Source organism: Muribaculum intestinale (genome assembly GCF_002201515.1).
Taxonomy (GTDB): domain Bacteria; phylum Bacteroidota; class Bacteroidia; order Bacteroidales; family Muribaculaceae; genus Muribaculum; species Muribaculum intestinale.
Window position 1 is genome coordinate 2,079,760 of sequence record NZ_CP021421.1, and the last position, 13,173, is coordinate 2,092,932.

Annotated in this window: 12 protein-coding genes; 1 reads left to right on the top strand and 11 read right to left on the bottom strand. The window is 51.0% G+C overall.

Features of this window, described 5'->3' with window-relative positions:
• Window positions 1-15: 15 nt before the first annotated feature.
• The 8 genes from ADH68_RS08350 to ADH68_RS08385 all read right to left on the bottom strand — a co-directional run bounded on the left by ADH68_RS08350 (window position 16) and on the right by ADH68_RS08385 (window position 9,038).
• A complete protein-coding gene (locus tag ADH68_RS08350) occupies window positions 16-567 on the bottom strand; it encodes a DUF3332 domain-containing protein (protein ID WP_068961209.1) in 552 nt (183 codons plus the stop codon).
• A gap of 57 nt (window positions 568-624) precedes the next feature.
• Window positions 625-2,013, bottom strand: coding sequence for an MltF family protein (locus ADH68_RS08355; RefSeq protein WP_068961208.1), 1,389 nt, complete (start codon window positions 2,011-2,013; stop codon window positions 625-627).
• A 20-nt stretch (window positions 2,014-2,033) separates the two neighbouring features.
• The gene (locus tag ADH68_RS08360) at window positions 2,034-3,200 is read right to left on the bottom strand and encodes an AIR synthase related protein (protein WP_068961207.1); all 1,167 of its coding nucleotides are present in this window, start codon (window positions 3,198-3,200) and stop codon (window positions 2,034-2,036) included.
• Window positions 3,201-3,226: 26 nt separating this feature from the next.
• Window positions 3,227-4,063, bottom strand: coding sequence for a phosphatidate cytidylyltransferase (locus ADH68_RS08365; protein ID WP_068961206.1), 837 nt, complete (start codon window positions 4,061-4,063; stop codon window positions 3,227-3,229).
• Window positions 4,064-4,153: 90 nt separating this feature from the next.
• Complete coding sequence (locus tag ADH68_RS08370) at window positions 4,154-4,801, bottom strand: MBL fold metallo-hydrolase (protein ID WP_084274074.1); 648 nt, start codon at window positions 4,799-4,801, stop codon at window positions 4,154-4,156.
• Window positions 4,802-4,809: 8 nt separating this feature from the next.
• Window positions 4,810-5,427, bottom strand: a complete 618-nt coding sequence (gene rsmG, locus ADH68_RS08375) for a 16S rRNA (guanine(527)-N(7))-methyltransferase RsmG (protein WP_068962101.1) — start codon at window positions 5,425-5,427, stop codon at window positions 4,810-4,812.
• Window positions 5,428-5,463: 36 nt separating this feature from the next.
• Window positions 5,464-6,906: a DNA recombination protein RmuC gene (locus tag ADH68_RS08380; protein WP_068961205.1), complete on the bottom strand. Its 1,443-nt coding sequence runs from the start codon at window positions 6,904-6,906 to the stop codon at window positions 5,464-5,466.
• Window positions 6,907-6,914: 8 nt separating this feature from the next.
• Window positions 6,915-9,038 carry a M3 family metallopeptidase gene (locus ADH68_RS08385; protein ID WP_068962100.1) on the bottom strand — a complete coding sequence of 708 codons (2,124 nt, stop codon included), beginning with the start codon at window positions 9,036-9,038 and terminating at the stop codon, window positions 6,915-6,917.
• Window positions 9,039-9,158: 120 nt separating this feature from the next.
• On the opposite strand from ADH68_RS08385, the gene tilS reads away from it, so the two are divergent.
• Window positions 9,159-10,517 carry a tRNA lysidine(34) synthetase TilS gene (gene tilS, locus ADH68_RS08390; RefSeq protein ID WP_068961204.1) on the top strand — a complete coding sequence of 453 codons (1,359 nt, stop codon included), beginning with the start codon at window positions 9,159-9,161 and terminating at the stop codon, window positions 10,515-10,517.
• Between the two features lie 24 nt (window positions 10,518-10,541).
• Here tilS and ADH68_RS08395 read toward each other — a convergent pair whose 3' ends face one another.
• The 3 genes from ADH68_RS08395 to ADH68_RS08405 are packed head-to-tail and all read right to left on the bottom strand — an operon-like array spanning window position 10,542 to window position 13,165.
• Window positions 10,542-11,129 (bottom strand): prolyl-tRNA synthetase associated domain-containing protein, encoded by a 588-nt coding sequence (locus tag ADH68_RS08395; RefSeq protein WP_198161553.1) that lies wholly within the window; start codon window positions 11,127-11,129, stop codon window positions 10,542-10,544.
• 22 nt (window positions 11,130-11,151) lie between these two features.
• On the bottom strand, window positions 11,152-12,537 hold the full coding sequence (gene glmM / locus ADH68_RS08400; RefSeq protein ID WP_068961203.1) for a phosphoglucosamine mutase: 1,386 nt from the start codon (window positions 12,535-12,537) through the stop codon (window positions 11,152-11,154).
• Between the two features lie 52 nt (window positions 12,538-12,589).
• Window positions 12,590-13,165, bottom strand: coding sequence for a DUF4827 family protein (locus tag ADH68_RS08405; RefSeq protein ID WP_068961202.1), 576 nt, complete (start codon window positions 13,163-13,165; stop codon window positions 12,590-12,592).
• Window positions 13,166-13,173 lie beyond the last annotated feature (8 nt).

The window sequence follows — 13,173 nt, forward strand, 5'->3', positions numbered from 1 at the left end:
ACGTTTCATCCGTTTTTATCGGGTGGCAAGCATGGCGGGGAGAGCCTGCTGCTGATAGGCGAGTACGCCCTGAGCATCGAGTGCCACACGATGCATGTCGCCGTCGGCACCTACCATCTCTACATTGTTGTCATCAATCATAGTCATGAATACCACACCTTCCTCCATGTCGGGGGTGCGTACGCTCCATGTCTGTTCGTCGGCATTGAAGTCGAGTCGCACTACGCTGCCGTCATTTTCGCTTGTAATGGTATATCCTGTCTTGTCGCAGTCAACGAGGTAACGGCCATCCTGACCTTCGATGACACTGCGTCCGCAAGCTACGGGGTTGTTTCCGCTCCAGAATTCGATACTGTTGATGACAAGTACATCAGCCAAAGCTGATACTTCATATACGGGAACTATACAGAATGCGATGAACACGAGTTCGTTGACAAATTTATTGCCTACAGTGTGGTTCCAGCCAAGAATCTTGTTGGTGAGAGCGAAACTTCCTATACAGGATGTCGATACCATCGAACCTGCGAGCGCAAGTACAAGACCTACAAATAAATATCTTCTTTTCATAAATTCAGTTGTTAGGGATTTTTATAGGTTGTTAAACGAATAATGTATCATTCATGATTATAGCCTTATGTGTGCGGTGCTGCGTTTATAGAAATCCATGACCTTGCGCACATATGCCGTAGTTTCTTTGCCACGGAAATAACCGTATTTGCATACAGGGTCGTTGTAGTATTCTGGCTTAGCCTTCATGAGTAGAGCATCGGCTACGTTCCCGTCCCATATTTTTGGGTTTTTTCCGTATTTTTTTGCCAGGGCTATGGCGTCATATATATGTGCTATGCCTGAATTGTAGGCTGCCAGGATAAATTTACGGCGTTCTTCTGAATCGGGCACTTTTTTTGACAGGGATTTGTCGAGCGCTTTCATTATGGCCGCCGCAGTGCGGATATTAGCCTCCGGATTTGTGATTTTGGATGAGGATAGACCGTAAGCACGTGCTGTGCGAGGCATTATCTGCATCACACCTCTTGCGCCTGCCCAGCTTACCGCTGTGGAGTCGAAACGGCTCTCGGTATATCCTTGTGCAGCAAGCATACGCCAGTCCCACCCGATTTCATTTGCGTATTGCCGGAAGAAGCGGTCGTAGGGTGATATGCGTCCCTTTGAGAAATCTATGGATAGCGCCGGCGATTCTTTGCTGAGCTCGAAATAGCGTTTCAGAATCCGGGCCTGCGCTTTGCGAGGCTCGGCCTGGCCCATCCATTCGGTGATGCTGTCGGCGAGCCACGGTTTCTTAGGCGATACACCCCAGGCAGCACGTTGCTCGAAACTTACCGGGAGGCCTATATCGAGACTGTTATAGTATGTGCGGTTTATACGCGCGATATCGCTGTCGACGATAGTTAGCGGTATCTCTCCGTTTGCTACCATCTCGATAAGATCCTCGGTAATAAGTGTGTCGCTTTTTACTTGATGTATCTTGATTCCGCCTCCGATTTCGTCGTTGAGATTCTCAAGACGGTAGAGGTACTTCGAGCCGGCCTCCACGTATACCTCACGTCCGGCGAGCTGGGTCACATCGGTAATAGGGTTGTCGCTTTTGGGCTGTACAAGTACCTGGGTCGTGATATTCTCGTCGCCTGCAGCTACTACATGCGGTTTGTACTCCGCTGTGATGGGTATCTCATATGCAGCGAGATCAATAATTCCGCTGTCGAGCATCTCGACAAGTGAGGTCAGGCTGGGAGCTACATGCAGGTCGATGGCGATACCTTTGTCGGCACCGAAGCGTGTCACCATGTCGTAGTCATATCCCATCTGTTCCTCTCGGTAGATGAAATATGAGGTCGGACTGTAGAGGGTGCCTACGCGCAGGGTATCCGGCAGTGCATGTGAAGTTGAGTCGGAGTCTGAACCTCCGGCGCCGTTCCCCCGTCCGCACGAGTATATCGAGCAGATTGCAAGTAACAGTAATGCTATTGGGAGAAGAACGGCTGACTTACGCATAGACCGGATGTATTGGTTTATTAATATTCGAAAGTGCCTTTTTCCGATATGATGGTAAGTCGGTTGGACTCGGAATCCTCGACGCGACCTACTATGCGCGCCGGTATGCCCATTGATTCGGATATGGCGATAACTCGCTGTGCAACTTCCGGTTTTACATATATCTCCATGCGGTGGCCCATGTTGAATACTTTGTACATTTCTTTCCAATCGGTGCCTGATTCGCGTTGGATGAGGTCGAACAGTGGCGGCACAGGGAAGAGATTGTCCTTTACCACGTGTTTTCCTTCGACAAAGTGCATTACTTTGGTCTGTGCGCCGCCCGAGCAGTGTACCATACCATGGATATCCGCACGCATCTCGTCAAGCAGTTTCTTGATTACAGGAGCGTATGTGCGGGTGGGGGAGAGTACGAGTTTTCCGGCATTTACAGGTGCGCCTTCCACTTCATCGGTCAGGCGGCATGTCCCGGAATATACCAGTTCTGCCGGAACTGCATGATCGTAGCTTTCAGGATATTTTTCGGCAAGTTCGTGACAGAACACGTCGTGCCGGGCCGAAGTGAGACCATTGGAGCCCATACCTCCGTTATATTCATTTTCATAGGCAGCTTGTCCATAGCTTGCGAGACCTACGATTACGTCGCCTCCGGCGATATTGGCGTTGTTTATCACATCGGCACGCTTCATGCGGCATGTGACGGTGCTGTCGACGATGATTGTGCGTACGAGGTCGCCAACATCGGCGGTCTCTCCTCCGGTGCTGTAGATATTCACACCCATCTCGCGTAGTTCCGACAGCAGTTCTTCTGTACCGTTGATGATAGCAGCGATTACTTCACCTGGTATGAGCATCTTGTTGCGTCCGATAGTGGAGCTGACAAGTATATTGTCGGTAGCGCCCACACACAGCAGGTCGTCGATATTCATTATCAGAGCATCCTGGGCTATGCCTTTCCATACACTCAGGTCGCCTGTCTCGCGCCAGTACATATAGGCGAGGGCCGATTTGGTCCCGGCTCCGTCGGCGTGCATTATGTTGCAGTATTCACTGTCACCGCCCAGATAGTCGGGGATGATTTTGCAGAATGCTTTTGGGAAAAGTCCTTTATCGACATTCTTGATTGCGTTGTGCACATCCTCTTTCGAGGCTGATACTCCGCGGAGGTCATAGCGCTGATTGCTCATAGAGATTATGCTGTGATGTTGGATTGTTATATAAAAAGCAGATATGCCAGAGTTGCTACAGATACTATAAGAAGAGAGTCAATGCGGTCGAGAATTCCGCCATGGCCAGGCAGGAGACGTCCGGAATCTTTTACTCCTACCGTGCGCTTGATGAGAGATTCAATCAAGTCGCCCCATGTGGCAAACACGCATACAATAACACCGAATACTGCCATGAACCATATGTCTAACAGGAAGTAGGATGGCCAGATTGATTTTGCTGCGATGCTTGCGATGATGCAGAATGCCATTCCTCCCCAAAATCCTTCCCACGATTTCTTGGGAGATATGCGCTCGAAGAGGCGATGGCGTCCGATGGCCGAGCCTACAAGGAATGCGCCTGTGTCATTTACCCATATGAGCACGAACATCATCAGTACGAGGTGAGAGCTAAGAGCGTAGATATACTGCATAAGCATCATCGGCAGGGCGATGTACAATTGTGACATCATTGACCGGGCCAGGGAGTGCAGTGGCTTCTCCTCTTTTGAGTACAAGGTGTATACAAGGCGTACAAGTAGCAGCGAAAGCCATGTGCCCCATACCTGCATGTAGGCATAGCGCATTGACATCCATCCTGCTGTAATCAACGACAAGGCCATGGCCACATCAATCCACATGGATGCGGATGCCCAGTCAACCGAAGGGCAGACGTTGCCGTCGGGTTGTCGTTTCATGTTGCCGAGTGAAGTATATTCGATTGTGGCGAGAACGCTCAATGACATACATAGTACCCAGAACGGGATTGCTCCGAGCAGTATTCCGGACAGTATTACAGCTACATATAAAGCGCCCGTGATGGTGCGCAGAATGAAATTTTTCATTATTCAGTTCTTGACACGCAAATTTACAAAACTTTTCTGTAAAAGTGTGGTGAAAGAATTGGCAAAGTACAGCGGGCGTCGGTCAGTAATCTATCGGAGATATGGATTGGATTTCTTTTCGGCTCCGATTGTGGTGGGAGAGCCATGTCCAGGATATACCTTTGTATTATCGGGGAGTGACAGAAGTTTGCGCTTGATTCCGTCAATAAGCTGCTGATGATTGCCGGCTACAAGGTCGGTGCGACCGATGCTTCCCTCGAAAAGCACGTCGCCTGTAATGACAAATGCTGACTGCGGGAAATAGAGTACAAGACTGCCGGGGGAGTGGCCTGGAACACCGAGCACGATGGCTTCTTCACTTCCGACTGTAATGTGGTCACCGTCGGAGAGCGCTACGTTGGCTTCGACAGGCTCGACATTACTTGCATCAAGACCGAACATTCGTGCCTGTGCCGGGGCCTGGCGTCCGAGAAATGTATCGTCGGGCGAGGCTTTCAGCTCGATTCCGTAGCGGTTGCGTATGTGTGGCACGCCAAATGTGTGGTCAACATGCATGTGGGTGTTGACAAGTTGAGTGACGTTGAGTTTCTCTTTCTCGACAAAAGAGTCGAGGACAGCCTCTTCCGATCGGTTAATCATTCCGGGGTCGATTATGGCGGCATCGAGTGTTACAGGGTCCCATACCACATATGTGTTGACACCGAACATGTTAAACTGAAAAGCCTTTATATTCAGCATGGCGGGGTTTATATTTGTGCATAAATAAGTTTCTTGGTCTTGAAGAACTCTTCGTCAAACCATGTACTGAGCGATTCTTCAATAATCGGACATTTTAGCCCTGACAGTTCGCCCGCGAGTTCTCCTCCCTTGAGTACAATCACTCCGTTGGGGTATCCGTTTTTGCCGCCCGGTGCTATGTTTTTTCTGATAAGCGGTATCATTTCGTCAAGACGCATCACGGCTCTGCTTATCACAAAGTCGTAACGGCGACGGCATTCACCGATATCTCCATGCTGGAAGGTGACGTTGGTAAGACCTGTCTGGTCGGCGATATCCTGGGCTACACGTATTTTTTTTCCAATACGGTCAATCAGGTGGAAGTTGCACTCAGGCCATAATATTGCAAGGGGGATGCCCGGAAATCCGCCTCCTGTGCCCAAATCGAGAAATGTAGTGTCGGGTACGGGATGCAGGAATTTGGCTATACCCAGCGAGTGAAGTATGTGGTGCTCGTAAAGATTGTCGATATCTTTGCGTGATACCACGTTGATTTTTTCGTTCCACTCGGGATACAAGCGGCTCAGGGCCTCCATCTGCGACTGTTGTCGGGGGGTAAGTGTAAAATATTTTTCGATGATTTCTATGCCCATGTAATAACAACAATTATAAGGGTGAAAATGTTAGGTGTCGGCTGTGGGGAGAGAGGTGGTGTCGGTCAACTCGGTTAGCAATGATTCGGACTCCGGTTCGGGCAAAGGCGCTCCGGCTTTTTCTTTTGCTCCCATGTCGCGCAGACGCCTTGCCGGCACCATCAGGCTCTGGCGTCCGTTGATTAGCTTGTTGGCGCTGTCGGTGAATGCCTCCTTAGCCTTGTCGATGCGCGCTCCGATATCGGTGAATGTCTTGTAGAAGTCGCCTACGCGGCCTATCAGCAGGTTGGCCTCCTCAAATACTTTTCGCTGGCTTTGTGCCTGTACTTCCTGACGCCACGCCAGATGAATTATGCGCAGTGCGGCAGTGAGGTTGCACTCTCCGGATATAAACACACCCTCTTTCATGGCATCGCGCCATAGTGTGGGCTCCACGCTCATGGCGAGCTGGAGTGCTGCCTCGTTGGGCACGAACATGATTACATAGTCGAGCGACTGGCGCGGGTGGAGGATATAGCGGCGGTAGTCTTTTGCTGCGAGCTCCTTGACGTGGGCCCGGATACTCTTTACATGGCGTCGTAGTGCATCCTCGCGGGCCTCCTCTGATTCGGCACCTGTATAGTCGAGATATGCCGACAGACTCACTTTCGCATCGATTATCAGGTCCTTGTTGTCGGAGTAGTGGAGTATGACATCGGGAATCATGCGCTTGTCGGTTGTCTCGTTGAGCACCGGTCGGCCGTTTTTGTCGACAATGGTCGACTGTACCTCGTAGTTTATGCCTCGTTTCAGACCCTGGCTGTCGAGCAGTTCGCTGAGAATCACCTCTCCCCAGTTGCCTTGGGTCTTATTCTCATGGCGCAGAGCCCGGGCGAGTTTGTCGGCTTCAGCCCCTATTCCGGCGGTGCGCTCCATTATGTCGGATATTGCCTGATGGAGCGACGCAGTGTTGCGGATGTTTATGTCGCGCGAGGCATCCATGGCCTCTTTCATCTCCTTGATGTGCTGTCGGAGTGGCTGTAACACATTATCGATATCGCGTACGTTGGCGCGGTTGAGGTCGGCGGTACGTGCTGCGAGCAGGTCGGCGGCAGTAGTCTTCAGTTGCTCACGGGCCATGTCAAGCTGTTCGCGAAACTGTGCGGCACGTTCCGAAGCCTGCTGTTCGGCGGCTTTCATCATGGCGTCGCGCTGTTCTATTTCTCTGGCATGAGATGCCCGGTCATCGGCAAGTCTTGTATCAAGCATCGCTTTCTCAGCCTCAAGAGCGCGGATACGGCTTTCGGCTGCAGCCTCGGCACGGCCGGCTTCAGCACGCAGTTCGGCTATCTCACGCGCATGTGTTGTCTCAGCTTCGGCTTTGGCAAGTAGAATGGCGTTGCGTTGTGCTACAGCCTTGCCATGGCCCCATAAGTGACCGATGACAAGGCCTGCGGCCATGCCTGTGACAAGGAATATCAGATATGTGAGCATAATATGGTTCAGTCTTTCTTAGTGGGAACCGGCTGGGGCATAGATGGCTGCTCTTCAGGCTGTATGCCGTCGCGCTGAAGTAGTGCGTCGATTGTAGGCTCCTGTCCTCTGAACCGCTTGTAGAGTGTCATAGGATGTTCTGTGCCGCCGCGCATGAGTATGTTGGTACGGAACGAATCAGCCGTCTTCTTGTCAAACAGGCCATTGCGCTTGAACATGGAGAATGCGTCGGCATCGAGTACCTCGGCCCATTTGTAGCTGTAATATCCTGCCGCGTATCCTCCGGCAAATATGTGGCTGAACTGTGGTGAGAACATGCATCCCTCTACTTCGTCAAACATTGCTACTGATTCTGTGGCCCGGCGTTCAAGTTCGGCGGGATCATCTACATGTGTGGTTGTTGTGTGCCATGCCATGTCGGTGAGTCCGAATGCGAGCTGACGCAGGCATGCGTATCCGGCACCAAAACGTGATGTGTCAATAATCTTTTCGACGAGTTCCGACGGGATGGGCTCGCCGGTCTGATAATGTCGGGCGAATCCATCGAGGAACTCTTTTTCGGTGAGGTAGTTTTCATTGAACTGTGAGGGGAGTTCCACAAAGTCGCGGTAGACGTTGGTTCCCGACAGTGACGCATAGTTGGTCGATGCGAAGAGTCCATGGAGAGCGTGGCCGAACTCATGGAGGAATGTTTCTACCTCATAAGGTGTAAGAAGCGACGGTTTTGTGTCGGTGGGCTTGGTGAAATTCATCACAATAGACACATGGGGCAGTACGGTGTCACCGTCGGCATCAATGTATTCTTCGCGGAAATTGGTCATCCAGGCTCCGGGACGCTTTGTCTCTCTCGGATAAAAATCGGTGTAAATGACTCCCATCACCTTTTGTTCGGGGTCGATTACCTCGAAGGCACGCACGTCGGGATGGTATACTTCGATATCGGGATTTTGACGGAAAGTGACTCCGTAGAGGCGTGTGGCGAGACCGAACACACCGTCGATTACATTGTTGAGCTCGAAATATGGGCGGAGCGCTTCTTCATCGTATTTATATTTTGCCTCTTTGAGTTTATTGGCCCAGTAGCTGTAGTCCCAGGCATTGAGTTTTACCGGAGCACCGGTAGCCTTGGATGCGAATTCGGTGATTTCGGCAAATTCACGTTGTTGTGCCGGACGGTAAGCCTCGGCGAGCCGGTTGAGCAGGGCGTATACGTTGGCGGTATTTTCGGCCATGGTCTTTTCAAGTCCATAGTCGGCATATGTCTCCTTGCCAAAGAGTGCGGCAATCTGCCGGCGCGTATCGGCTATGTCGCTCATTATCTCCATATTTGAGTATTCACCTTTAGTGTTGCGAGAGTTGTAGAGACGGTAGAACCGCTCGCGCACGGCAGGAGAGTCGGCATACTTCATTACGGCCATATATGTAGGCTGGGCGAGTGTGAATCGGTATTCGCCCTCGCGTCCTTTTTCTTTAGCGGAGAGTGCGGCAGCCTCAAGCACGCTTGTCGGAAGGCCTGCGAGCTCATCGCCGGAAAGCCATATTTCATATGTGTTGAGTTCTTTGAGAACGTTTTGACCGAATTTTGTTGTAAGGTCAGAGAGTTTTGATGCCAGACGTCGGTACTCTTCGCGCTGTTGGCCTTCGAGTCCTGCGCCACTGCGGGCGAATGAATCATAGGTGCGCTGGAGGAGCATTTCATCCTCGGGATTCAGATTCAGCGAAGCGCGTTTGTCGTATACGCTCTTGATGCGTTTCCAAAGTCCCTGATTGAGTGTGATACTTGTGGAGTGGTCAGAGAGCTTTGATGACAGCCGCATGGATATTTCCATAAGTTCGTCATCGCTGTCGGCAGAAAGCAGTGGGTAAAATGTGCTGAGCACTCGGTTGAGGTCGGCGCCGGAGCGTTCAAGTGCCACTATGGTATTGAGGAATGTGGGTTTGTCGGGATTATTGACTATCGCGTCGATTTCTTGGTTCTGGAGTTTGATGCCTCGGTCGACAGCCGGCTCGTAGTCAGAATTATGTACACGGCTGAAAGGAATGGTTCCAAGTACCGTAGTGGTGTATTCAGTAAAGAATGGGTTGTCGGCCGATGTGCCTGGGGTGGCTGCGGCCGCGCTGTTCTGGTTCATAAGCATAATTGTTGAAGCCATGATGGCGGCGGTTAGCTTTTTCATATGTGAATCTGTATTGTTTCTTAAAGTTATATACAAAGTTACGCTTTTTCATGCAGTTTTGCTACCTTTGACCTCATGAAACATCCGTTTGAGGAAAAAGTATATAAAGCTATAGAGCGCGCCGGACTTATTGAGCCCGGCGCGACGGTGATTGTCGCTCTCAGCGGTGGCGCTGATTCAGTGGCACTTCTGTCGTCAATGACATCGCTCGGCTACAAGTGTGTGGCAGCACACTGCGACTATCATTTGCGTGGTGAAGAGTCGGAACGCGACCGTATGCATGCGGAATCTATGGCACGCATGCATGGCGCTAAGTATGTTGAGAAGCATTTTGATACGTCGACATATTGTGTGGAGCGCGGGATTTCGCTTGAGATGGGATGTCGCGACCTACGCTACAACTGGTTTGCCGAGCTTTCTGTCAGGCATGGCGGTGCCATGGTGGCGGTAGGTCATCATAATGACGACAATGTGGAGACTCTTTTCCTCAACTTGTTGCGTGGCACCGGGCTTACCGGCCTTACAGGAATGAAGTCTCGCCACGGAATGATTGTGCGTCCGCTGCTTGACGTTACTCGCAAAGATGTGCTTGATTATCTCGCCGACAAGGGGCTGACCTATGTCACGGACTCAAGCAATCTGCTCAATGATGTGAAACGCAACCGTCTACGCAATGTGATTCTCCCTGCCGTAAGGGCTTATTTCCCGGATGCGCAGACCACGCTGACGCGTTCGATACATAATCTTACCGGAAATCTGGCGCTCTATACGGAACTTATCGCGCATTGTTCAGAGGGCTATCGCAACAAGCATGGTGATATCGATATATCAAGGTTGTGCAGAGAGATGACTAATGCCGGGATGATGCTTTATGAGATGCTCCGTGGCTATGGATTCAATGCTGTGCAATGTGGCGATATGATTTCCTGTATTGAAGAGTCTGAAAGCCGGCGCTTTTATTCTCGCGGTTATGTCGGGGTGCTCTATAAGGGAATGCTGACAGTGAGAGCGAGGAATCAGGATGTAGCGCTGTCAGAGGAGAGTTACATCATTTCTCCGGATGATATGGCAACCTGTCCGGAGGGTTTTTCCATAGAGAGAATTCCGGTCGATTACGTGTTATACGACCGTACCGGCAATACACTTTTTCTTGACACTGACAAGGTCGGAGGCCGCAAGATTGTGGTGCGCAGGTGGAGGCTTGCCGACAGAATAGCGCCTTATGGCATGAACGGCACAAAACTGGTGAGCGATCTTTTCAGCGACGCCCATTACTCGCCTTCGGATAAGGAAAATGCCTGGATTGTAACAGTCGGAGGACAGATTGTATGGGCTGTGGGACTGCGAACATCACGGCATATGACCATTGGCAAGAGCACGGTCGAGGCTATAAAAATAACCTTCACTCCGGCGGATGCGAGGGGTGAAGGCTGACGGGTAGATATCGTGCTGTGCCGTTTATCCTTCCACGGGGAGTGTGACCCAAGTATAGGTGTGTCCAGTGGCGGGGATGATTTTTTTCAGCAGGTCGGAGAGCGACAGGGCTATAGAGGCTGTGTTGACACACGGATGGCATGCATATGTGTCGATAGCTGCAAGGTCGCTGTCGATTATGAGACGCACGCGAGAGGAGGTGTCGTGGATAAGTCCCATTGGCGATACGGCTCCTGGTGCAATATGAAGCATCTCCATCATGGCCTCGGGGGATGCGAATGACAGGCGCGCGCATCCGAGTTGCGACGACAGATATTTGGTCTTGAATGGTTTGTCTGCCGGAATCATAAGCAGGTAGTATTCGGTCTGCTGTCGGTTGGTGAGGAACAGATTTTTGAATACCGGTGCGTCAAGGCGTTTTCTTACAGCTTCGCATTCTTCCATAGTAAATGCGGCCGGATGGCACAATGTAGTATATGCTATGCCGAGGCGGTCGAGATAATCATAGACTGCGGTCTCGGATTCATTACGAACTGTGTCATCATTGGGGCGCCCGGCATATTTTGTTATGCCGGGCGCCTGGTATGAGTGGTCGGTCATGGACTCTTCCATTAATGAGAGGGGTGACTTGTTTTTATGCAAGGCCGGCGATAACCTCCTTGATGTCGAGCGCGAGAGCATCGGCTTTATCCATTGTTGAGGCTTCGGCGTATATGCGGATAATGGGCTCGGTGTTTGATTTGCGCAGGTGAACCCAGCAGTCTTCGAAGTCAATCTTTACGCCGTCGATGTCGGTTATCTTCTCGGAGGCGTATTTCTTTTTCATAGCCTCAAGAATGGCGTCGACATTGATGTCGGGAGTAAGTTCGATTTTGTTCTTGGCTATGGAGTAGGGGGGATATCCGGCTTTAAGCTCGCTTACTTTCTTGCCGCTCTTAGCAAGTAGGGTAAGGAACAGGGCTACGCCTACAAGGGCGTCGCGTCCGTAGTGGGCTTCGGGATAGATTACACCACCGTTGCCTTCTCCACCGATGACAGCTCCGGTCTCTTTCATCTTTGCCACAACATTTACTTCGCCTACAGCGGCAGCCGAATAGGTGCAACCGTGTGCTACTGTAACGTCGCGCAGCGCGCGTGAGGAGCTAAGGTTGCTTACGGTAGCACCGGGGGTGTGCGACAATACATAGTCGGCTACAGCCACAAGGGTGTATTCTTCTACAAACATCTCGCCGTTTTCCATTACAATGGCCAGACGGTCGACGTCGGGGTCGACAACGAATCCTACATCGGCACGGCCTTCGCGCATGAGGTCGGCAATCTGTGTGAGGTTTTCCGGGATTGGCTCAGGGGTATGGGCAAACTTTCCGTTGGCCTCGCAGTTGAGTTCTATGATATTTTTTACGCCAAGAGCACGCAACAATTGGGGTATGATGACACCTCCGACGGAGTTTACCGCGTCGACAGCTACGGTGAAGTCGGCATTGCGGATGGCTTCGGTATCCACGAGTTTGAGATTGAGCACTTCCTCAATGTGGCGGCGTGTATATGTGTCGTTTTTATATACGTGTCCGAGATTTTCGACTGTTGCAAATGTGTAGTCGTCATCGGCGGCGTATTCAAGCACTTTCTGTCCCTGCTCGGCGTTGAGGAATTCGCCGTTTTCGTTGAGTAGCTTCAGTGCGTTCCACTGCATCGGATTGTGAGATGCGGTGAGTATTATACCTCCGCAAGCCTTTTCCATAACAACCGCGATTTCGGTTGTCGGTGTGGAGGCAAGGCCGATATTTACTACGTCGAAGCCCATGCCGGCCAGAGTGGCGGTGACAAGGTCAGATACCATAGAGCCGGAGAGGCGGGCATCGCGTCCTACTACGATTACGTTAGTTTTACGGGTGGTGTTTTCTTTGATGAAGCGCGCATATGCGGCTGTGAATTTTACAATGTCAAGCGGGCTCAAGCCTTCGCCCGGGCGGCCTCCGATTGTGCCTCGTATGCCGGAAATGGATTTAATAAGTGACATTTGCAGCTTGTATAATAAGATTTGTGAACCAAAAATGTGCGGTGTGTATGTATTATATCTTGCTCTTTGTATAGCGTACGCGGTACAGGTAGGGGATAACCGATGCTATTTCGTCGGTCATACCGGCCTGAGAGCGGATGACAAGCTCTACTTCACAGTCGTAGTGAAGATAATCGAGTGGCAATTGCAGGCCTTCGCCCCATTGCGATGAAGATGTAATCTCCATGTTCTGGTAACGGAAATTGAACTGGGTGAGAGGGTTGTCGTTGTTGCCTTCTCCTTCCGGAAGAGTTCCGTTGGCGTAGCTGTACAGGTTGTAGCGAGTGAGACGCATGTATACAAGGTCGTTGTATTTTGCTTTCTCTCCGTCGGGATTATCCTTGATTACGCGCATGTATACCGTGCCGTCCTCGTCCATTCGGTAGTAGGGTGCATTTTCTCCCTGGAGGAAGACGCTGTCGGCGGGTACACTGCCAATCACTCTCTGGTCGGCAAGATAGGCGTTGATATATTTTGTCTCGTCATTCAGTAGCTCGGCGTAGCTTTTGGTGTGGCTGCACGAACTCATGGTTATCGCAGCAGGAATCACCACTGCGAGTAACTTCAGTATATTTTGCAGATATTTCATATGTGTCG